Source organism: Amycolatopsis lurida (assembly GCF_900105055.1).
Lineage (GTDB): Bacteria > Actinomycetota > Actinomycetes > Mycobacteriales > Pseudonocardiaceae > Amycolatopsis > Amycolatopsis lurida.
The window spans coordinates 2,462,879-2,484,766 of record NZ_FNTA01000004.1 but is presented as its reverse complement, the minus strand read 5'-3'; the positions used below and the strand labels follow the sequence as shown (position 1 = coordinate 2,484,766).

The window sequence follows — 21,888 nt, the reverse complement described above, 5'->3', positions numbered from 1 at the left end:
GCGGAAGTCCAAGCTCAGTCCGTCGGCACGAGCGGCGGGTCGTCGGGTGGGGGAACGCGCGAACTCCAGCCACCGGGGACGGCCCGCACTCGCGATTCGCGGAAGCGCGCGGGGGAGACGCCGACCCGGCGGGTGAAGAGCCTGCTGAAGTAGGCGGCGTCCCCGTACCCGATCGCCTGTGCCACCTCCTGGACCGGCATTCGCGTGGTGGCAAGGAGTTCCTTGGCGCGGTTGAGGCGAAGGGTCAGCAGGTGGTCCTTCAACCCGGTCTCCGTGCCGCGGCGCACGGCGGTGCGCAGTTCGGGCAGCGTCATGCCGCGGCGGGCCGCGATCTCCGCGACGCTGATCGGCAACAGGGCGTCCTGCGCCAGTGCCTCCAGCAGGGAACCGTCGCTGGGGGTGCTGTCGGCGGCCCGGCGCAAGGCCACCAGCAGGTGATGTACGGCAGCCGAGGCGTCGACCTGCGCCAGCGGGCTCCCGCCTCGCGCGCAGCGCACGATCCGGCTCACGATGTCGCGGACGGCCTCGACGTCGCCCAGTGGTACCACCGGCGTCGAGGGCGTGACGTAGCCGAGTTCCATGTACGCGTCCACGGCGCTGCCGTCGAAGTCGACGAAACACTCTTCCCAGCCATGCGCGGGGTCGGGCGCGTAGTGGTGTCCGACGCCGGGGACGAGCCACAGCAAGGCGGGCGCGACGACCTCCTGGCGGTCGCCGCCCGCCACGGCGAACCACCCACGCCCCTTGGACACCACGACGGCGACGTAATGGTCGAGCACGCGCGGCCCCACGACGGGCACGGTTCCGTGCTGCAGCCCGACACCGAGGCACACCAGGCCCAGCCGACGATGCACGGCGGACGGTGTGAAGTACCGCATCCAGGTCCGGTAACCCATCCCCGCATCCTCGCGCAAGCACTTCGGGGCGGCCGCGTGGGGCCGGGAGAGGATTTCGTTCGATTCGCTTCTTGATCGCAGCGGAATCCTCAGTGCGCCATCGTCTCTGCGGAATCGCCGGAAGTTCCGGTATACGTGGAAGGACGGCGCCGCCGGGGAGGACGGCAAGGCGCCGCGAGCTAGGGGGAATTCACCATGTTCGACGCACGTCTTGTCGCTGACCAGGTCAGTCCGCTCGCCAAGCCGAAGATCAGAATTCTGTTCTACACCGACCTTGTCGGCTTCACCGGGAACAACGGCTTTTCCTTGGGTATCGTCCGTGATCTCATTCTGGCGAATCAGCCGTTCTTCGCCGAGTTCGAGATCGATCTGATCAACCGACACGAAGGCGGGCACGCCGCCAACAAACTCACTTCCGGCGTTCTCGCCGGATACGAGCAGGTGTGGTTTTTCGGTTTCTTGCCGTGCAATTTGCCAGGACAGCCGGAAAACGAGCTCGTGGACGCGGAGGTGGCCGCGCTGCGGGCCTGGATGGACGCCGGCGGTGGCGTGCTCATCACCGGTGACCACTCGAATCCGCGCCCGCCGGGAGCGGATCCGTCACTGCCCGAATACCTGAACCTCGGCCGGGCGCTGGGACACCGGGTCCCGCGCGCGGGCGAGCTACGGGTGTGGAACGACCGGCCGGATTCGAGCATCGAGTTCAGCCACAACACCCACCAGCCGGATCCGTGGGGCAGCGACATCAACAACCCGATCCCGAACGACCTCGACCCGTACCCGCAGGAGCTCATCCTGCGGAAGCGGCTCGGCAGGCCGCACGTGTTGTTCCAGGGCAGGCGGGGTCCGATCACCGTCTTCCCCGACCACATGCACGAAGGACAGCTGCTCATCCCCGAGCGGTATCCGGCGGACGTGTGGCCGTCGGGGCGCACGGGCCAGCCGAAACCCGAGATCGTCGCGCAGGGCACCGACAAGCGCGACGGCAAGGTCTACGGCGTGACCAGCGCGTACGACGGCGCGGCGGCCGGGGTCGGGCGAATCGTCGCCGACGCCACGTGGCACCACTATTTCGACCTCAACCTGTGGGGCTTCGAGAAAGGCGGTGAGGTGCTCGACCGTCTCACCGAGTACTTCGTGAACCTCACGCTGTGGCTGGCGCCGAAACCGGTCAAGCTGGAGGTGAACGGGCAGCTGCTGTACTGGCTTTCGCACAATTTGAGCCTTCGCGCGGTACTGCCGGAGGGTTTCCGGGTTCCGGGGATCACCGCGGCGGGCCTGGTCCGCGAAGTGGGTGGGCAGAGCGTGCTCGACGACCTCGTCTGGCCGCTGGAAGGAACGCCGGGGGTGCCGGAAGAACTGCTGCTCGGCGCCGTCGTCAAGGAGTCGGTCGCCGCGCTGAGCGGCGGGGACGTCGAGACGTTCGACGCCGTGGGCGTCGTCGAGCGGGGCCTGCGGGCCGGGGCCGAAGAGTACGCCGCCGAGCTGCGAGCAGCGCTCGGCGCCGTCGAAGGCCTGGGGGAACGCATTTCGCAGGGTATTCGCTGACCTTCCGGGTCGTGAGCGGTAAGGACGGTTAGAACCGTCCTTACCGCTCACGAGACCGTCACACGATCGAGGTATGAGGCCTGTCTCGCCGGACTCCCGGGGTACCCCCCCCGGGAAACGGAGGAGGCAACGATGCCCGACAACGAACTTCCGGGTTTCCTGATCATCGGCCTGATCTTCGTCATCGCGGACGGCCAGGTCCTGTATCGCGGCGCCCGCCGCTACCTCACCGCGCCGGACGCCCGTGAGGGAAGCGGGTCGGTGGCCTGGATGGTGGTGACGGTCTTCCACCTGGCGGCGATCGGGATGCTGGCGCTGCTGGCGGTCGTGGCTCCGGAGTGGTCCGGTTCGGCGGCCGCCTTCGTCGGCAGGCTGGGCGTTTTCCTGCTTCTCATGGCGGTGGCCCACGTCCTCACCCTGTCCGTGCTCGGCCATCGGCGCCAGGACCACGTCGTCGAGACCCGGTTGCGGAAGCGCGAGGAAGACCGTGTCGACTCCTTGCAGGAGCCGACCGTCACCCCGGTGCCCGGGCAGGATGGCCGGAACCCGCGGGTGAGCCCTGATCTCGGCGATCGAGGCCCGTACCAGGCCTGAGCCCGAGCGCGAGGTGGAGCTGCCGCGCCCACCAGCGCACTTGCGCGGTCGAGTCGTCCGCCGCGGCTCCGGTGAGCCCGGAGCTGCGCCGGAAATCGCTCCCGTACAGGGCTTCCGTGGCCATCGCCTGATGCAGGGCGGCGACGGCGAGCCGCGTGTCGTCGACAGAACAGCCTGGCGGCCGGAGCCGATGCAGGGCGTCGACGACCGGGTCGAGCATCCCGCTGCCCGGGTCGTGCCAGCCCGCCGCGTGCAGTGCCACCGCGAGCTCGCCGTAGCCGTTCCGGTACAGGCCATGCAGTGCCTCGACGAGTTCGAGCAGGTCGGCGCCACGGTCCAGCCAGCTCGCGAGGAGCTCCCGAAGCGCGTCTCGGAGGCGGCGGCCACCGTGCCGGAGGAGTTCGGCGAGGAGTTTCTCGCGGTTGCCGAAGTGATGGGCGACGCCGGCGTCGGTCATGCCGACGCGCGCGGCCACGGCCCGCATCTGGACGGCGGCGACACCGGACTCGCCGAGCAGTGAGGCGGCGGCGTCGAGGATCAGCCGCCGGGCCTCTTCGGGAGTCCGCCGTGCTCGCGGTGTCGTCACGACCGGCATCGTACCTTGATGCGCCAAGGTATCTGCGCTACCTTGACAGGCCAAGGTAAGGGGGCGGCCATGACCACCGAAATCAGTCTTGACCTGGGCGAGGTCACCTTGCGGGGCACGGTGACCGGCGCCGGTCCGACGGTTCTGCTGCTGCACGCGGGCGGGGAACGCCGTGCGGTCTGGGCGCCGGTCGCCGCGGTGCTGGCCCGGCGCGGCTTCCGGTCGGTCGCCTTCGACCTGCGCGGTCACGGGGACAGTTCCGGCCGGGCGACCACGCTCCGGGCGCTGGCGGGCGACGTGGCCGGGATGATCCGAAGCCAGCCGGCCCCGATCGTCCTCGCGGGCGCCTCGGTCGGCGGCTTGGCCGCCATCGCCGCGCTGGCGGACCCCGCCGTCGCGGCCAGGGCCTCCGGGCTCGTGCTCGTCGACGTCGTACCGGATATCGAACCCGCCAGGGCGCGTGCGTGGCTCGACTTCCACGGGCTCGCCGGTCGCTACACCCGCCTGGTCGAGGACGTCCTCGGCTCGGGTTCCGCCCTGCTCGCGACGGCCGGGGCCCTGGACCTGCCCATCCTGGTGGTGCACGCCGGACAGGGGTCGCCGCTCCGCGACGCCGATGTGGATCGTTTGCGCGAAGCCAACCCCCGGGTCGCCGTCGCCGGTGTTCCGGCGGCGGGTCACCTCGTGGCGAGGGACGCTCCGGAAGCCCTCGCGGACCTCGTGTCGGGGTGGCTTTGTGGCATCCGTCACGGGGCGGTTTCGACGCCGGGAGCGGGCGGGCAAGATCTGCGATAGAGCTGTGCGGCGCAGGTGAGCGACAACGGCGTGCACTCGGCGCTACCAGTTGGTAACTTATTGTCGAGGCCTCGAAAACCCCATAAGAAGCGGCAACATCGCGCTGCCTACAATGTCGGGCATGACCTACAGCGAACCAGCGCGATCAGCTGCCCCCCGCACCGGATCGCTGGCGTCCGCCTCCTCCTCGGCCGTCTTGGCAACGGGAATCACGATTTATGGATGCGGACAGGACGAGGCCGCCCTGTTCCGGGAGATGGCACCTCGTTTCGGCATTGTGCCGACCATTGTGGAGGAGCCGGTATCCGAGACCAATATCGAACTGGTCTCCGGAAACAGCTGTATCAGTATCGGTCACAAGACCAAGGTCACGAACTCCATTCTTCTCGCGCTCGGCGAAGCCGGCGTGAAATACATCTCCACGCGGAGCATCGGCTTCAACCACATCGACGTGGAGTACGCGGCGAGCGTCGGGATCACCGTCGGCAACGTCGCCTACTCGCCGGACAGTGTCGCCGACTTCACGCTGATGCTCATGCTGATGGCGGTGCGCGACGCCAAGTCCATCATCCGCCGCACCGAGGTGCACGACTACCGGCTGAACGAGGTGCGCGGTAAAGAGCTGCGCGATCTGACCGTCGGAGTGGTCGGAACAGGGCGTATCGGGGTCGCCGTCCTGGAGCGGTTGCGCGGTTTCGGCTGCAAGGTGCTGGCCTACGATACGGTGCTGACCGCCTCGGCCGAGTACGTCCCCCTCGACGAATTGCTGCAGCAGAGCGACATCGTGACACTGCACGTGCCGCTCACCACGGATACCTATCATCTCCTCGACGAGAAGAACATCGAGCGGATGAAGGACGGCGCGTACATCATCAACACCGGACGTGGCCCGCTGATCGAAACCGAAGCCCTCATTTCGGCACTGGAAAGCGGAAAGCTGGGCGGAGCGGCGCTGGACGTCCTCGAAGGAGAGGAAGGCATCTTCTACGCCGACTGCCGGAACAAGGCGATAGAGAGCAAAACGTTGCTGCGGCTGGAAAAGCTGTCGAACGTGCTCATCAGTCCGCATACCGCCTATTACACGGACCACGCGCTGAGTGACACTGTTGAAAACTCCATCATCAATTGTCTCCAATTCGAAAGCGGGAAGTAGTATGGGTAGGCTGAAAATCGGAATTCTGTTCGGCGGGCTTTCCGAAGAACATCCTATCTCCATCAAATCTGCGCGCGAGGTCCAGAAGAACCTCGACCTCGAGAAGTACGAGCCGTACTACATCGGGATCACCCAGAGCGGTTCCTGGATGCTCTGCGACGGCCCCGCCGAGGATTGGGAGAGCGGGAACGTCCGCCCGGCCGTGCTGTCGCCGGACCGCGGGGTGCACGGTCTGCTCGTCCTGGACGAGGGCAAGTACGAGACGATCGCCCTCGACGTGGTGCTGCCGGTGCTGCACGGCAAGTTCGGCGAAGACGGCGCGATGCAGGGCCTGCTGGAGATCTCCGGCATCCCCTACGTCGGCTGCGACCTCCCGAGCTCGGTCATGTGCATCGACAAGGCCCTCACCTATTCCGTCGTCCGCGGCGCGGGGATCGCGACGCCGACCTTCTACATCGTCACGCCGGACAACGACGTCGACCCGGACCAGCTGAACTACCCGGTCTTCGTGAAGCCCGCCCGCTCCGGCTCGTCTTTCGGCGTCAGCAAGGTCTCCGCGAAGGAAGAGCTGCCCGCCGCGCTGGCGGAGGCACGCCAGTACGACGCGAAGGTCCTGATCGAAGAGGCCGTCATCGGCAGCGAGATCGGCTGCTCGATCCTCGGCAACGACGAGGACCTGTTCGCGGGCGAGGTCGACCGGGTCGCGCTGACCCACGGCTTCTTCAAGATCCACCAGGAGAAGAGCCCCGAGACCGGCTCCGAGAACTCGAGCTTCATCGTTCCCGCCGACATTCCGGACGAGTCGCGTGACCTCGTCCAGGAGACGGCCAAGGTCATCTACCGCGCACTGGGCTGCCGCGGGCTCGCGCGGGTGGACCTGTTCCTCAAGGAGGACGGGAGCGTGGTGCTCAACGAGGTCAACACCCTGCCCGGCCTGACCTCGTACAGCCGTTACCCGCGCATGATGGCCGCCGCCGGCCTCTCGCTCGGCGACTTGATCGACCGGCTGGTGAACCTGACGCTGGCGGGCCGTGACGAATGAAGGATGATTTCGTCTTCGTAGACGAGGTCGTCTCCGGAATTCGCTGGGACGCCAAGTACGCCACGTGGGACAACTTCACCGGCAAGCCGGTGGACGGGTACCTGGTGAACCGGATCGTCGGCACGCGGGCGTTCTGCGCGGCGCTGGAGAAGGCGCGGGACAAGGCCGGGGAGCTCGGCTTCGGGCTGCTCCTGTGGGACGGATACCGCCCGCAGCGCGCCGTGGACCGCTTCATGCGCTGGGCGGAAGAGCCCGAAGACGGCCGGAAGAAGGCCAGGCACTACCCGAACATCGACCGGCCTCAGATGTTCGAAAAGGGCTACGTGGCCACCAAATCGGGCCACAGCCGCGGCAGCACCGTGGACCTGACGCTCTACCACCTGGACACCGGCGAGCTCGCCGACATGGGTGGCGACCACGACCTGATGGACGTCGTCTCGCATCACGGGGCGGCGGGCGTCACGGAAGAGGCCACGAAGAACCGCGCGCACCTGTGCGCGGTCATGGAGGGATCGGGCTTCCGCTCGTACGAGTGCGAGTGGTGGCACTACAACCTGAAGGACGAGCCCTACCCGGACACTTATTTCGATTTCCCCATCGCGTAGGTGTCGCGTCTGAAGGCCCCCTTCCCTCGGTTCGGCCGGGGGAAGGGGGCCTTCACGCGTTTCGGGGTTCGTGAAGACTCACGCCGCGCAGAATTGCCGCGAACACCATTTCATCCCATGAATGTCCGGGCGCCTCGGGTGAGTACGGCGGCCGACCGGCGAGGCCCGTCCCTCGTGGGCCTCGGGGGAGGCCGGACGCTGTCCCTTTGTTGTCCTGTACGCACGAAACCTCCTTCCGGGATCGGTGGACGGCGCCGTCGACCATGGCGGCGGGATGAACGGGGCCGGCTTCCAGCCTGCCACCCTTCGCTTTGCTCGTGGGTGATCCCCGGAAGGGTGAGATTTTCGCCCGGACCATGGGACGCGGGCTCGGCCGTTCGTGTGAACAAGTATCGAAGAACGGAACATGAACCGCCGGTGTTGTGATCATCCGGGGGAGAGAACGAGCCGCGCGAACGGCCTAACAAGACCTGCGAACAGGCTAACCGGTCAACCGGGAACAAGCTTGTACGCGGGCCCCTTTACTTATGTTCGCCAAACGAGTCAATAGTGCATGCGGAGTTCCGGATATTGATCTTGAGGGCCTCGTTCACTACGAAAATCACACTGTTCGTCAATTGCCGACATGGATTGTTCATGCCATGCTGCACAGGTGCACATCAGCTGGGGCTGACATGGTGTGCACGCTTTGCTGGGGACAGAGGGGGTGCGTCGGTGACTCGCGACCACGAGCCAAACCAAAGACTTCACTCGCCGATCCTCTGAACCGAGCACGTACGGAGTCATAAGATCGGACATGTCCGGGACCTCGCGCCGAAGCGGGTGTCGGTTTCGTCAGGCTGACCAAGTGTCGGTCCTGCCGGGCCGAAGCCGTCGAGCGTTCGTCCCGCAGATCGCCGTCGGGGCGATGGGAGGATGCCGTTCAGCTTCGGTAGTTCGTCGGAATACGCGCCAACGGTCAGCTGGGAGACCGTCGAGGCGGGCCGCCGCATGCGGTTCTGCCTGTGGCGCTTGAGGGTTCCTCACCGTCGAGGACATCCCGCCCTACGGCCGAGGCTGGCGTCGGACGGGTTCATGGTGTCCAACCACCGAAGCCAAGCAGTTGGACGGTGGGGTTTCCGTGCCGTGTCTGAAAGTTGCTGAATCAACAGATTCAATGGGGGCTAGGTGGATCCGACGAGAGTTGACTTGTCCGCTCTCCCTGTCGTCGAAATCGAGCTGTCGAGACTGTCCACTGCTTGTTCGCCGCGGACTTCGGGCGAGGATCCAGAGCATGTCGAGACACTGTTGTCGGCGGAGTGGGAGCTACCGCCCATTCTCGTTCACCGACCGACGATGCAGGTGGTCGATGGCCTGCACCGGCTGAAGGCGGCACGAGTACGAGGCGATACGAAAATCGCCGCGAGGTTCATCGACGGCGCCGAATCCGACGCCTTCGTTCTCGCGGTGGAAGCGAACATCCGGCACGGTCTGCCGCTTTCACTGGCGGACCGGAAACGGGCGGCCGTCCAGATCATCGGGACGCATCCGCAGTGGTCCGACCGGCGGGTGGCTTCGGCGACCGGCATTTCCGCGGGAACCGTGGCGGACCTGCGCAGGCGTGGCGGCGAAAGCGGAAACGGCGCCAGGATCGGGCGGGACGGGCGGATCCGGCCCGTGGACAGCTCGGAGCGGCGGAAGCTCGCCGCCGATCTGATCCGCAACGACCCCGGTCTTTCCCTGCGTCAGGTCGCCAAGCAGGTCGGCATCTCCCCGGAAACGGTCCGGGACGTGCGCGGCAGGCTGGAGCGTGGCGAAAGCCCGACCCCGGACGGGAGCAGGAGGCTGCGCGCGAAGCCGGATCCGTTGAGCCTGACGGAAACCGACCTCGGTCACTCGCTGGACCGGGAACGGCTCACCGTGCTGGAGCGGCTCAAGGCCGACCCGGCGCTGCGGCTGAGCGAGGTCGGGCGGATCCTGCTGCGCATGCTCGCCATGCACTCGATGGACGGGCAGGAATGGGAACGGATCCTGCACGGTGTCCCGCCGCACCTGTACGGCGTGGTCGCCGGATTCGCCAGGGATCACGCCCGGGTCTGGGCGGGGTTCGCGGATCACCTGGAGAGCAGGGCGACCGATCTGGCCGCACGGTGATCGGGTAGGTACGAAGGGGACTTTTCCGTGACATATGCGGAGAAGTCCCCCTCGTGGCTTTCCCGCGGTGCCCAGGCTTCGCGGCTCGACATCGCCGGGAGAGCGGCCTAAGAAGTAGCTGTGACCATCGAGAAGGCGCTTGTCGTCGGCACCGGCCTGATCGGCACGTCGGCCGCGTTGTCCCTGCGGGAAAAGGGTGTCACCGTTCATCTCACCGACATCGACGAAGACGCCGTGCGGGTGGCGCGGGAACTCGGCGCCGGCCGTGAATGGACCGGCGAGGACGTGGATCTGGCGGTGATCGCCGTCCCGCCGCATCTGGTGGGGGAGCGGCTGGCCGCACTCCAGAAGCAGGGCGCGGCACGGGCGTACACCGACGTCGCCAGCGTCAAGGCGGGTCCGATCGCCGACGCGGAGCGGCTCGGCTGTGACCTGATCTCTTACGTGCCAGGGCATCCGCTCGCGGGGCGGGAGCGATCCGGTCCGGCCGCGGCGCGCGCCGGCCTGTTCGCGGGCCGCCCGTGGGCGCTGTGTCCCGGCAACGAAACCGCGGCCGAGGCACTACGGCTGACTCGCGAACTGGTGTCGCTGTGCGGGGCCGAGGCCGTCACCGTCGGCGCGGCCGAGCACGACTCGGCGGTGGCGCTGGTGTCACACGCTCCGCACGTGGCCGCTTCGGCGGTGGCGGCGAGCCTGGAGGACGGCGAGGACGTCGCCTTGCGCCTCGCCGGACAGGGGTTGCGCGACGTCACTCGTATAGCAGCCGGGAATCCTTTGCTGTGGCGGAAGATCCTCGCCGGGAACGCGCTGCCGGTGGCGGCGGTGCTCGACCGGATCGCGGCCGATCTGGCCGCGGCGGCCTCGGCGCTGCGGGCGGGCGACCTGGACGACGTGACGGACCTGCTGCGGCGCGGGGTGGACGGCCACGGCCGGATTCCCGCCGCTCCGGCCGGGCGGCCGGTAGCGGGGTGAAGGCGTCCTTCACCGCGTCTGATGCGGTGATGGGCCCCTTCGGCCCACGTCGGTCGTGAGGGAGCAGGTGGCGGGGTCGCGAAAGCCACTTTCGCGACACGGCCACCGGGTGGACAACGTCCTTTGTGGACGAACGAGACGGAGATGTTCGCCGGGGGCCACTCGTGGACATCGACACGATTCAGCACGATTGAGCTTGCCGACTTCGTGCGTGAGAGGGATGCCCAAATGGAAGTAATGTTGCGCTTCGGGGCGTCGCCCAAGAGCGATGACGACCCCGATCCCTGGTCGAACCGGGTCCGTCCGGGGACGGTGCGCAGAGTCCTCGCGTATTTCCGTCCCCACGTCGGCAAGGTGGCGATCTTCGTCCTCATCGCCGCGATGGAGGCGTTCGTCGTCGTCGCGACTCCCTTGCTGATGAAGGAGCTCATCGACGGCGGCATCCTCAAGAACGACTTCGGGGTCGTCATCCTGATGGCGGTCCTGACGGCCGGCCTCGCCGTGGCGGGCGCGCTGCTGTCGCTGTTGTCCGCCTACGTCTCCGCGAAGATCGGCGAGGGGGTCACCTACGACCTCCGGGTGCAGGCCCTCGATCACGTCCGGCGGCTGCCGATCGCGTTCTTCACCCGCACCCAGACCGGGGTGCTGGTCGGCAGGCTGCACACCGAACTCATCATGGCGCAACAGGCGTTCGGTCATCTGCTGATGGCGGCCACCAGTGTGGTCACCGTCCTGCTCGTGCTGGTCGAGCTGTTCTACCTGTCGTGGCTGGTCGCCGTGGTCACGCTGGTGCTGGTCCCGCTGTTCGTCCTCCCCTGGATCTGGGTGGGGAGGATCATCCAGCGCCGCACCGGAACGCTGATGGAGACGAACGCCGGGCTCGGCGGGCTCCTCCACGAGCGGTTCAACGTCCAGGGCGCGATGCTCTCGAAGCTCTTCGGCCGCCCGGACGAGGAGATGGCCGATTACCGCAAGCGCGCCGGGAAGATCCGCAACATCGGCGTGAGCATCTCCATCTGGGCCCGGATGTCCTTCGTCATGATGGCGCTGATGGCCTCGGTGGCCACGGCGGTCGTCTACGGGGTCGGCGGCGGCCTCGTGATCGAGGGGGCGTTCCAGCTCGGGACGCTCATCGCCATCGCCACCCTGCTCGGGCGGCTGTTCGGGCCGATCACCCAGCTGTCCGGGCTGCAGGAGACCGCGCAGACCGTGGTGGTGAGCTTCGCTCGGATCTTCGAGCTGCTCGACCTCAAGCCGCTGATCCAGGAACGCCCCGACGCCAAGGAACTCGAGAAGAGCAAGGCGCCGGGGATCGAGTTCGACGACGTGGTGTTCCGCTATCCCACCGCGGACGAGGTCTCGCTGGCTTCGCTCGAACACCTGCGGACCAAGCGGGAGAACGGGGACAAGACGGCGGACGTTCTGCGCGGCATCAGCTTCGAGGCGCCCTCGGGGACCCTCACCGCGCTCGTCGGCCCGTCGGGCGCGGGGAAGAGCACCATCACGCACCTGGTCTCCCGGCTGTACGACCCGAACGCCGGCGCGGTCCGCTTCGACGGGCACGATCTGCGCGACCTGTCCTTCGACTCGATCCGCGGCACGGTCGGGGTGGTCAGCCAGGACGCCTACCTCTTCCACGACACGATCCGGGAGAACCTGCTCTACGCCCGCCCGGCCGCCACCGAGGAGGAGCTGGTCGAAGCGTGCAAGGGGGCCCAGATCTGGGAGCTGATCCAGACGCTGCCCCGCGGGTTCGACACCGTCACCGGCGACCGCGGGTACCGCATGTCCGGCGGGGAGAAGCAGCGCCTGGCCATCGCCCGGTTGCTGCTGAAGGCGCCCACGGTCGTCGTGCTGGACGAGGCCACCGCCCATCTGGACTCCGAGTCGGAGGCCGCCGTCCAACGGGCGCTCAAGACCGCCTTGCGCGACCGGACGTCGCTGGTGATCGCGCACCGGTTGTCCACGATCCGCGAGGCCGACCAGATCCTCGTGATCGACGGCGGAACGGTCCGTGAACGCGGGACGCACGACGAGTTGCTGGCGCGGGGCGGGCTGTATTCGGAGCTCTACCACACGCAGTTCGCCAGGCCGGAGAACAACGCGCCCAAGCCGGAACCCGAGGAAGACGAGTTCGACGAAGAGCCGCTGGACACCGTGGTCTACGGAGGATGACGATGAGTTCCGCAGCGCAGGCCGCACCGACGGTGCTCGATCTCTTCGCCAGGCAGGTGGGCCGGGCCCCCGGCGCGGTGGCCGTGGCCGACGGGGACCGGATCCTGACCTACCGCGAGCTCGACGAGCTCGCGGGCAGGCTGTCCGGCCGGTTGGCCGCCCGGGGTGCCCGCCGGGTCGCGGTGATGCTCGACCGCTCGGCGGATCTGCTGGTGGCGCTGCTCGCCGTCTGGAAGGCGGGCGCGGCGTACGTGCCGGTGGACGCCTCGTATCCCGCGCCGCGGGTGGCGTTCATGGTCGCGGATTCGGGCGCGTCCCTGGTGCTGTGCTCGGCCGAGACGCGCGACAGCGTCCCGGAAGGGACCGAGTCGATCGTCGTGACGGACGACGCGGGCGACGTCGCGGTCGCTCCGGCGAGCCCGGAAGACCTGGCGTACGTGATGTACACGTCCGGCTCCACGGGCAAGCCGAAGGGTGTCGCCGTCCCGCATTCCAGCGTCGCGGAACTGGTGGGCGATCCCGGCTGGGCGATGGAACCCGACGACGCGGTCCTCATGCACGCGCCGCATTCCTTCGACGCGTCGCTGTGCGAAATCTGGGTGCCGCTCGTGTCGGGTGCCAGGGTGGTGATCGCCGCGCCGGGGCCGGTGGACGCCCGACGGCTGCGGGAGGCGGTCGCGGGCGGGGTGACGCGGGCGCATCTCACCGCGGGCAGTTTCCGTGCGGTGGCGGAGGAAGCACCGGAGTCGTTCGCGGGGCTGCGCGAGATCCTGACCGGCGGGGACCTGGTGCCCGCGCACGCGGTGGACCGGGTGCGCCACGCCGCGCCCGGCGCGCGGATCCGGCATCTGTACGGGCCGACGGAAACGACGCTGTGCGCCACGTGGCACGTGCTTGAACCGGAGGACGATCCGGTGGCGGTCCTGCCGATCGGGCGTCCGCTGTCCGGGCGGCAGGCCTGGGTGCTGGACGACTCGCTGCGGCCGGTCGCCCCGGACGTGGTCGGCGAGCTGTACCTGTCCGGCGCCGGGCTGGCCGACGGCTACCTCGACCGGCCCGGGCTGACGGCCGGGCGGTTCGTCGCGGATCCGTTCGCGCCGGGCAAGAGGATGTACCGCACCGGTGACCTCGCGAAGTGGACACCGGACGGCGAACTGCTCTTCGCGGGCCGCGTCGACGACCAGGTGAAGATCCGCGGGTTCCGGATCGAACCCGGTGAGGTCGAAGCCGCGATGACCGCGCAGCCCGACGTCCACGAGGCCGTCGTGGTGCCGATCGACGGCCGCCTGATCGGTTACGTGGTGGCGGACGTGGAGCCCGCGCTCGTTCGCGAGCGGCTTCAAGCGGTCCTGCCCGACTATCTGGTCCCGGCCGTGGTGCTGGCGGTGGCCACCTTGCCGTTGACCGGCAACGGCAAGGTGGACCGGGCGGCGTTGCCCGCGCCCGACTTCACCGCGAAGACCGACGGGCGCGAACCCGTCACCGAGGCGGAGCGTGTCCTTTGTGGACTGTTCGCCGAAGTGCTCGGCATCGACCGGGCGGGTGTCGATGACGGCTTCTTCGAACTGGGCGGGGATTCGATCCTCGCGGTGCGCGTCGCGGCCCGTGCGGCGAAGGCCGGCCTGCTGGTGACGCCTTCGCAGATCTTCGGGGAGCGGACGCCCGCGCGGCTCGCCGCGGTGGCGGGCATCGCCCCGGCCGATCGGCCCTTCGACGGTCCCCTGGTCGAGTTGACCGCGGAAGACGAGACGGAACTGGCGGCCGCGGTCCCGGACGCCGTCGACGTCTGGCCGCTGGCGCCGCTTCAGGCGGGGCTGCTCTTCCAGACGACCCTCGACGACCAGGGTCCCGACATCTACCAGACCCAGTGGATCGTCGAGCTGACCGGACCGCTGGACGTGGCCAGGCTGCGGTCGGTCTGGGAGGCGGTTTTCGCCCGGCACCCCGAACTCCGGCTGACCTTCCACCGGCTCGCGTCGGGCAAGGCGGTGCAGGCCGTCGCCGGTCGCGTCGAATTGCCGTGGCGCGAGGTCGACTTGACCGGCGCGAGCGATGTCGACGAGGCCGTCAAGGCGCTGTCCGCGGCGGAACAGCGGGACCGGTTCGACCTCGCCAAGGCGCCGTTGTTCCGGCTCGTGCTGATCACGGTCGCCGAGGACCGGCACCGGTTGCTGGTGGTGAACCACCACATCCTGACCGACGGCTGGTCGGTGGCGGTGATCCTCAACGAGGTGTCCGAGGCGTATACGTCAGGTGGTTTCCCGGACCGGACGGCCGCTTCGTACCGCCACTATCTGGCGTGGCTGGACAGACAGGACAAGGACGCGGCGCGCGCGGCCTGGCAGGCGGAGCTGTCGGATATCGATGTGCCCGCGCTGGTCGCCAAGTCGGACACGGCGACGGACTACGACTACCGCGTCACCCATCTCGCGCCGGAGCTGTACACCCGGCTCACGGGTTTCGCCCGCGACCACGGCCTGACGCTCAACACGGTGGTGCAGGGCGCGTGGGCGCTGGTACTGGCGCGGCTCGCGCGGCGGACCGACGTCGTGTTCGGCACCACGGTCGCCTGCCGTCCCGCCGAACTCCCCGGCGTCGAGTCGATGCCGGGGCTGATGATGAACACGATCCCCGTGCGGGTCTCGCTGGACGGCGGACAGTCCGTTGTGGACATGCTCACCGGCCTGCAACGGCGTCAGGTCGAGCTGATGCCGCATCAGCATCTGGGCCTGACGGAGATCCAGAAGACGGCCGGACCCGGCGCGATGTTCGACACGCTGCTGGTGTTCGAGAACTACCCGCGGGACTTCGCCGACCAGTTCTCGTATCTGGGCACGGTCGAAGGAACGCACTACCCGGTGACGGTCGGGGTGATCCCGGGCGAGGAGTTCCGGATCCAGCTCGCCTACTGGCGCGGCCAGATCGACGAGGCCGTCGCCGGCTCCCTGCTGGACTGGTTCGCCGGAGCGCTCGGCGCGCTCGTCGAGGATCCGTCCGCGCTCGTCGGACGGACCGGGATGGGCGAGATCCCGTTGCCCCGCTGGGAACCGGCGTTGATCGACGGCGAGCCGCTGCCGGAGCTGATCGGGCGGATGGCGGCCGAGCGGCCGGACGCGGTGGCCGTCACGGACGGCGAAGGCGACCTGACCTACGCGGAACTGTGGGACCGCGCGACCAGGTTCGCCGCCGTCCTCCGCGCGGCGGGCGTCGACCGCGAGCGCCGGGTCGGACTGGTGGCCGGGCGGTCCGCGTGGTGGCTGATCGGGATGCTCGGGGTGTCGCTTTCGGGCGGCGTCTTCGTCCCGGTGGACCCCGCGTACCCGGCCGAGCGGGTGAAGCTGATCTTCGGCAGCGCCGATCCGATGCTGGTGGTGTGTCAGGGAAAGACGCGCGACGCGGTGCCGGAGGAATTCGCGGACCGCGTCGTCGTGCTCGACGGAATCGACCTGGCGGCGGCCCCGGAGGCGGTCTTGCCGACGGTCGGGATGCGCGACGCGGCGTACGTGATCTACACGTCAGGATCGACCGGAACCCCGAAGGGCGTGATCGTCACCTACTCGGGCCTGGGCAACCTGGCGATGGCGCATATCGAACGGCTCGCCGTGACGTCGTCGTCCCGTGTCCTGCAGTTCGCGGCGCTCGGCTTCGACACCATCGTGTCCGAGGTGATGATGGCGTTGCTTTCGGGGGCGACGCTGGTGATGCCGCCGGACGAGGATCTGCCGCCGCAGGCGTCGCTGAGCGACACGCTGGAGCGGTGGGACGTCACGCACGTGAAGGCTCCGCCGTCGGTGCTGGCCACCGTCGACCTGTTCCCGGCCGGGGTCGAGACGGTGACCGCGGCGGGGGAGCTTTGCCCGCCGGGACTGGTGGACCGCCTTTCGGCCGACCGCCGGATGCTCAACGCCTACGGGCCCACCGAAACCACGATCTGCGCGACGGTGAGCATGCCGCTGGCGCCGCGCGGCGAGGTGATCCCGTTCGGCGGGCCGATCGCCGGGGTGCGCGGCTATCTGCTGGACGCGTTCCTGCGTCCGTTGCCGCGCGGCGTCGTCGGCGAGCTGTATCTGGCGGGAATCGGTGTGGCGCGGGGATATCTGGGTCGTGCGGCGCTGACGTCGGAGCGGTTCGTCGCGGATCCGTTCGTCCCTGGTGAGCGCATGTACCGGACGGGCGACCTGGCCTACTGGACGGACGAGGACGAGCTGGTATCGGCCGGCCGGGCCGACGACCAGGTCAAGATCCGCGGGTTCCGGGTCGAGCCGCGCGAGATCGAGTTCGCGCTGTCCAACCATCCTCGGGTCACGCAAGCCACGGTGACGGTGCGCGAAGGCCGGTTGGTGGCCTATGTGTCGCCGGGTGACGTCGACCCGGAGGCGCTGCGAAACGAACTCGCCGAGCGGATGCCGGCGTACATGGTGCCCGCGGCAGTGATGGTGCTCGATGTCCTGCCGCTGACCGCGCACGGGAAGATCGACCGGAAGGCGTTGCCCGAACCGGATTTCTCGTCGAAGACGGTCGGCAGGGAGCCCGCGACCGAGGCCGAGCGGATCCTGTGCGAGGTCTTCGCCGAGGTGCTCGGGCTGGCGCGGGTCGGGGTCGAGGACAGTTTCTTCGAGCTGGGCGGGGATTCGATCTCGTCCATGCAGGTCGCGTCCCGAGCGCGTCGTGACGGCATCGCGCTGACTCCGAAGCAGGTGTTCGAGCACCGGACTCCGGAACGACTAGCGCAGCTGGTGACGCTGGCGCCGCGGCAGGCATCGCGCGATTCCGCCGACGGCATCGGTGAAGTCGCGCTGACGCCGGTGATGCGGCTGTTCGGGGACGGCGCGGCGGCGCCGGGCTTCGCGCAGTGGCTGGTCCTGGGCGCGCCGGCGGATCTGACGGAAGAGACGCTGGCGGCCGGGCTGACGGCGGTGTTGGACACGCACGACATGTTGCGGGCACGGGTCGCCGACGGACGGCTGGTGGTCGGTGAGCGTGGCGCTCCCGCGACCTTTACTCGGGTGAAGGTCGAAGGCGAACTGGACGAGGCAGCAGCGGCGCGGGAGGCCGTGGGACGGCTGGATCCCGCCGCGGGCGTGGTTGTCCAAATTGTGTGGTTGGACGCCGGACCGGACCAGGTTGGACGTCTGATCGTGGTGGCGCACCATCTCGTGGTCGACGGGGTCTCGTGGCGCGTCCTGGCGGCGGATCTGCGAGCGGCGTGCGAGGCCGCGGCCGCCGGTCGAGAGCCGGAACTGGAGCCGGTGACGGTGTCCTTCCGGCGTTGGGCAGGGCTGCTGGAGGAGTGGGCCGTCTCCGCCGAGCGGGTCGCGGAACTCCCGGCGTGGCAAGCGATCCTCGGGAAAGGGGACCAGCCGCAACCGGCGGGCGCCGTGCGCTCGCGGTCGTGGACGGTGCCTGCGGCTGAGACGTCGGTGCTGGCCGGACGGGCGCCGGTGGTGTTCCACTGCGGCGTGCACGAGGTCCTGCTGGCCGGGCTCGCGGGAGCGGTGGCCCGGTGGAGCGCGTCGGAGTCGGTACTGGTGGACGTCGAGGGCCACGGCCGTCATCCCGCCGAGGGAATGGACCTGTCGAGGACGGTGGGCTGGTTCACCAGCACGCATCCGGTGCGGCTCGACGTCTCCGGGATTGACCTGGACGGGGTGCTCGCCGGTGACGCGGCGGCCGGGACGTTGCTGAAGGCGGTCAAGGAACAGTCGCGCGCGGTGCCCGGCGACGGGCTCGGGTACGGATTGCTGCGCCATCTCAACGCCGAGACCGAGCCGGTGCTGGCGGCGTCGCCGTCGGCGAGCATCGGGTTCAACTACCTCGGCCGGTTCGCCGCCGGAGAGAGTGGCGATGTGCGGGCGTGGCAGCAGGTCGGCGAGATCGGCGGCTCGATCGACGCGGACATGCGGCTGCCGCACGCGCTGGACGTCAACGCGATCGTCCAGGACCTGCCGGACGGGCCGGAACTGATCATCCTGCTCGAATGGTCGGACGACGTGTTCGACGACGCCGGAATCGAACGACTCGTCCAGGAACTGCTGGCCGTGTTGTCCGGACTGGCCTCCCAAGCGGAAGACCCCGCCGCCGGCGGGCACACCGCATCCGATTTCGGTCTCCTCGAATTGGACCAGGACGAGATCGAGAGCTTCGAAGCATTGGCAGCGGAACTCAGCGAAGGCCGGGCATCGTGAACACTTCGACGACAACTTCTGGATCGGCACTGGCCGAGGTCTGGCCGCTTTCCCCGATGCAGGCGGGCATGCTCTACCACGCGTCCTTGGACGACGAGGCGCCCGACATCCATCTCATCCAGCAGACACAGATCATCGACGGACCCCTGGACACGGGACGGTTCCGGAAGTCCTGGGAGACCGTCCTCGCGAGACACGCCGCGCTGCGGGCGAGCTTCCAGCGGCGGAAGAACGGCGAGACGATCCAGCTCATCCCGCGGGACGTCAAGCTGCCGTGGGCCGAACGCGATCTGTCCCATCTGTCCGAAGTGGACGCACTGGCCGAGGTGACCGCGATCGCGGAGAAGGAACGCTCCACGCGGTTCGACCTCACGCGGCCGCCGTTGCTGCGGCTGATGCTGATCCGGCTAGGCCCGGACAAGCACTGCCTGGTGACCACGAGCCACCACCTGCTCATCGACGGCTGGTCGCGGGCGCTCATCGAGGCGGATCTCCTGGAGGTCTACGCGACGGGTGGCGTCGCGCGCGCCCCCGGTTCCTACGGGAATTACCTCGCCTGGCTGGGAAAGCAGGACAAGGAGGCCGCCAAGGCGGCTTGGCGCGCGGAACTGGACGGGGCCGACGGAACGTCGCTCGGGCTTCCGGAGACGCCCGGGAAGGCGCACGGACTGCCGTCGAGCGAGGTCGTCCGTCATTCGCCGGAGTTCACCTCCGCGCTGGCCGAGTTCGCCCGCCGCAACGGGTTGACGTTCAACACGCTCGTGCAGGGCGCGTGGTCGCTGGTGCTGGCGAGGCTGGCGCGACGTCAGGACGTCGTGTTCGGCGCGGTGGTCTCCGGGCGTCCCGCCGAATTGCCCGGCGCGGAGCAGACCGTGGGGTTGTTCATCAACACCGTGCCTGTCCGGGTGCGGTTGGACGCCGGCCGGCCGGTGCTGCGCATGCTGACCGAACTGCAGGGACGGCAGTCGGAGATGATGGCGCACCACCATCTCGGCCTGCCGGAGATCCAGAAGCTGGGCGAAGCGGGTTTCGACACGATCGTGGTGTTCGAGAACTATGCCGACCCGGCGGCCAAATCGCCGTCCGAGCTCAGCCTGACTCTGCGCGACTTCAACCAGGCGACGCCGTACGCGATGACCCTCGGTGTCATGCCGGGTGAAAGCCTCGAGATCGAACTGCAATATCACGCCGTCGAAGCCTCGGTCGCCAAGGCGGCGCTGGACGGGCTCACCCTGGTGCTGGAGCGGATCATCGCGGCGCCGGGGACGCCGGTCGGCAGGTTGGACGTACTCGACGAGGCCGGCCGTGCGCTGGTGATCGAGCGCTGGAACGAAACGGACGACATCGTCGACGCGTCGTCGGCGGTGGAGTTGTTCGGCCGTCAGGTGGCACGGACCCCGCACGCGACGGCGATCGTGGCCGCGGACCGGGAGTATTCGTTCGCGGAACTCGACGAATGGTCCGGCAAACTCGCGACGGTGCTGACGGCGCGGGGTGTGCGGCGTGGCGACCGGGTCGGGGTCGTGGTCGAACGGTCGGTGGAGCTGCTGGCGGCCTGGCTCGCGGTGTGGAAGGCCGGCGCGGTGTACGTGCCGATCGATCCGGACTACCCGGCCGAGCGGGTCACGTTCATGCTGGAGGATTCGTCGGCGGCCGCGGTGGTGTGCCGCGCCGGGACCGCGACACCGTCCGGATATCCGCGGATCCTCGTGGACGATCCGGTCGAGGGTGAGGCCTCGCTGGTACCCGTCGGAGCGGACGATCTGGCGTACGTGATGTACACCTCCGGCTCGACCGGAACGCCGAAGGGCGTGGCCGTGTCGCACGGCGGCGTCGCGGCGTTGCTGGGCTACAAGGTGTGGGACCTGCATCCCGGTGACGCGGTGCTGATGCACGCGCCGCACACCTTCGACCCGGCGTTGTACGAGGTCCTGGTGCCGCTCGTGGCGGGCGCGCGGGTGATCCTCGCCGGACCGGGCGTGATCGACGCGGACACCCTCGCCGCGCACGCGGCGCGAGGCCTCACATCGGTGAACTTCACCGCCGGCCAGTTCCGCGCGCTGGTGCAGGAGAAACCGGACTGTTTCGCGGGCCTGCGCTACTTCCAGACCGGCGGGGACGTGGTGCCGCTCGGCGCGGTGGAGCGGGTGCGGCAGGCGTGCCCGGACCTGCGTGTCCTGCACACCTACGGCCCGACCGAGACGACGTTCTGCGCGTCGTGGAAGGTGATCCGGCCCGGCGACGAGCTGGGCTCGACGCTGCCGATCGGCAAACCGCATCCGGGGCGGCGGCTGTACGTGCTGGACGTCTTCCTGCGGCCGCTGCCGCCGGGCGTCGCGGGCGACCTGTACATCGCGGGCGCCGGGGTCGCGCACGGTTACCTCGGGCGGACCGCGTTGACGGCCGAACGGTTCGTCGCCGATCCTTTCGCGTCCGGCGAGCGCATGTACCGGACGGGGGACCTGGCGTACTGGAACGACGAAGGCGAGCTGGTCTTCGCCGGGCGCGCGGACACGCAGGTCAAGATCCGCGGCTATCGGGTGGAACCGGGCGAGGTCGAGGCGGTGCTGGCGGACCAGCCGGGCGTCGACCAGGCGGTGGTGGCGGTCCGCGACGGACGGCTGATCGGCTACATCGTGTCCGGCACCGGGGTGGACCCGGTGCGGCTGCGCGACCGGATCGCCGGGCTGCTGCCGGAGTACATGGTGCCGTCGGTGGTGATGGCGCTGGCCGCGCTGCCGGTGAACGCGAACGGCAAGGTCGACCGGAAAGCGTTGCCGGAACCCGATTTCAGCGGGCACATCGCCGGGAGGGAACCGGTCACGGAGATCGAGCGGCTGCTGTGTGAACTCTTCGCCGAGATGCTCGGCCTGGCGCGAGTCGGTGCGGACGACAGCTTCTTCGAGCTGGGCGGGGATTCGATCGTCTCGATGCAGCTGGCGGCGCGAGCCCGGCGTGAGGGGATGACCTTCGGCGCGCGGGAGGTCTTCGAGTACCGGACGCCGGCGGGGCTCGCGTCGTTCGTCGAACTGGGGGAGGAGCCGGACGAGGTCCCCGCGGCGCGGAAACCCGCCGCCGACTTCGAACTGGTCGACCTGGGGAAGGACGAGATCGAGGAATTGGAGTCGGAGTTCGACACCGTGTAGGGGTCGGTTTTCGCATTGGGGTCGTGAGTGGTTAGGACGGTTAGAACCGTCCTTGCCA

General features: G+C 68.8%; 11 protein-coding genes and 1 pseudogene. 10 read left to right on the top strand and 2 right to left on the bottom strand.

Annotated features, from left to right (window positions below; all coding sequences use genetic code 11):
• Positions 1-14: 14 nt before the first annotated feature.
• Positions 15-896, bottom strand: coding sequence for a helix-turn-helix domain-containing protein (locus tag BLW75_RS16540; RefSeq protein WP_034313565.1), 882 nt, complete (start codon positions 894-896; stop codon positions 15-17).
• Positions 897-1,091: 195 nt separating this feature from the next.
• On the opposite strand from BLW75_RS16540, the gene BLW75_RS16535 reads away from it, so the two are divergent.
• Both BLW75_RS16535 and BLW75_RS16530 read left to right on the top strand, forming a co-directional pair.
• Positions 1,092-2,444, top strand: a complete 1,353-nt coding sequence (locus BLW75_RS16535) for a hypothetical protein (protein WP_034313563.1) — start codon at positions 1,092-1,094, stop codon at positions 2,442-2,444.
• A gap of 132 nt (positions 2,445-2,576) precedes the next feature.
• Entirely contained in the window at positions 2,577-3,038 is a 462-nt protein-coding gene (locus BLW75_RS16530) for a hypothetical protein (RefSeq protein WP_034313561.1), read from the top strand.
• Here the strand turns inward: BLW75_RS16530 and BLW75_RS16525 are convergent.
• Positions 2,959-3,624: a TetR/AcrR family transcriptional regulator gene (locus BLW75_RS16525; protein WP_241783655.1), complete on the bottom strand. Its 666-nt coding sequence runs from the start codon at positions 3,622-3,624 to the stop codon at positions 2,959-2,961. The two genes, BLW75_RS16530 and BLW75_RS16525, sit on opposite strands and share 80 nt — an antisense overlap.
• A gap of 69 nt (positions 3,625-3,693) precedes the next feature.
• Here BLW75_RS16525 and BLW75_RS16520 point away from each other — a divergent pair, with 69 nt between their 5' ends.
• The 8 genes and pseudogenes from BLW75_RS16520 to BLW75_RS43590 form a co-directional block, all read left to right on the top strand.
• Positions 3,694-4,419: an alpha/beta fold hydrolase gene (locus BLW75_RS16520; protein ID WP_034313557.1), complete on the top strand. Its 726-nt coding sequence runs from the start codon at positions 3,694-3,696 to the stop codon at positions 4,417-4,419.
• A 121-nt stretch (positions 4,420-4,540) separates the two neighbouring features.
• On the top strand, positions 4,541-5,572 hold the full coding sequence (gene vanH, locus BLW75_RS16515) for a VanH-AOV family D-lactate dehydrogenase (protein ID WP_091599802.1): 1,032 nt from the start codon (positions 4,541-4,543) through the stop codon (positions 5,570-5,572).
• A gap of 1 nt (position 5,573) precedes the next feature.
• A complete protein-coding gene (vanA-Ao2, locus tag BLW75_RS16510; RefSeq protein ID WP_034313553.1) occupies positions 5,574-6,614 on the top strand; it encodes a D-alanine--(R)-lactate ligase VanA-Ao2 in 1,041 nt (346 codons plus the stop codon).
• Entirely contained in the window at positions 6,611-7,219 is a 609-nt protein-coding gene (gene vanX / locus BLW75_RS16505) for a D-Ala-D-Ala dipeptidase VanX (protein ID WP_034313550.1), read from the top strand. Before vanA-Ao2 ends, vanX begins: the two co-directional genes overlap by 4 nt.
• A 1,335-nt stretch (positions 7,220-8,554) precedes the next feature.
• Complete coding sequence (locus BLW75_RS16500) at positions 8,555-9,352, top strand: helix-turn-helix domain-containing protein (protein WP_034313548.1); 798 nt, start codon at positions 8,555-8,557, stop codon at positions 9,350-9,352.
• 120 nt (positions 9,353-9,472) lie between these two features.
• The gene (locus BLW75_RS16495) at positions 9,473-10,324 is read left to right on the top strand and encodes a prephenate dehydrogenase (RefSeq protein ID WP_034313545.1); all 852 of its coding nucleotides are present in this window, start codon (positions 9,473-9,475) and stop codon (positions 10,322-10,324) included.
• 228 nt (positions 10,325-10,552) lie between these two features.
• Positions 10,553-12,499, top strand: a complete 1,947-nt coding sequence (locus tag BLW75_RS16490) for an ABC transporter ATP-binding protein (protein ID WP_034313542.1) — start codon at positions 10,553-10,555, stop codon at positions 12,497-12,499.
• A gap of 32 nt (positions 12,500-12,531) precedes the next feature.
• Positions 12,532-21,746: pseudogene (locus BLW75_RS43590) on the top strand (amino acid adenylation domain-containing protein); the annotation flags it as partial.
• Positions 21,747-21,888: the final 142 nt, after the last annotated feature.

Excerpts from the sequence above, each read along its gene's own strand:
- BLW75_RS16540 (WP_034313565.1), bottom strand. The coding sequence starts at position 896 with ATGGGTTACCGGACCTGGATGCGGTACTTCACACCGTCCGCCGTGCAT.
- BLW75_RS16535 (WP_034313563.1), top strand. The coding sequence starts at position 1,092 with ATGTTCGACGCACGTCTTGTCGCTGACCAGGTCAGTCCGCTCGCCAAG.
- BLW75_RS16530 (WP_034313561.1), top strand. The coding sequence starts at position 2,577 with ATGCCCGACAACGAACTTCCGGGTTTCCTGATCATCGGCCTGATCTTC.
- BLW75_RS16520 (WP_034313557.1), top strand. The coding sequence starts at position 3,694 with ATGACCACCGAAATCAGTCTTGACCTGGGCGAGGTCACCTTGCGGGGC.
- vanH (WP_091599802.1), top strand. The coding sequence starts at position 4,541 with ATGACCTACAGCGAACCAGCGCGATCAGCTGCCCCCCGCACCGGATCG.
- vanA-Ao2 (WP_034313553.1), top strand. The coding sequence starts at position 5,574 with ATGGGTAGGCTGAAAATCGGAATTCTGTTCGGCGGGCTTTCCGAAGAA.
- vanX (WP_034313550.1), top strand. The coding sequence starts at position 6,611 with ATGAAGGATGATTTCGTCTTCGTAGACGAGGTCGTCTCCGGAATTCGC.
- BLW75_RS16500 (WP_034313548.1), top strand. The coding sequence starts at position 8,555 with ATGCAGGTGGTCGATGGCCTGCACCGGCTGAAGGCGGCACGAGTACGA.
- BLW75_RS16490 (WP_034313542.1), top strand. The coding sequence starts at position 10,553 with ATGGAAGTAATGTTGCGCTTCGGGGCGTCGCCCAAGAGCGATGACGAC.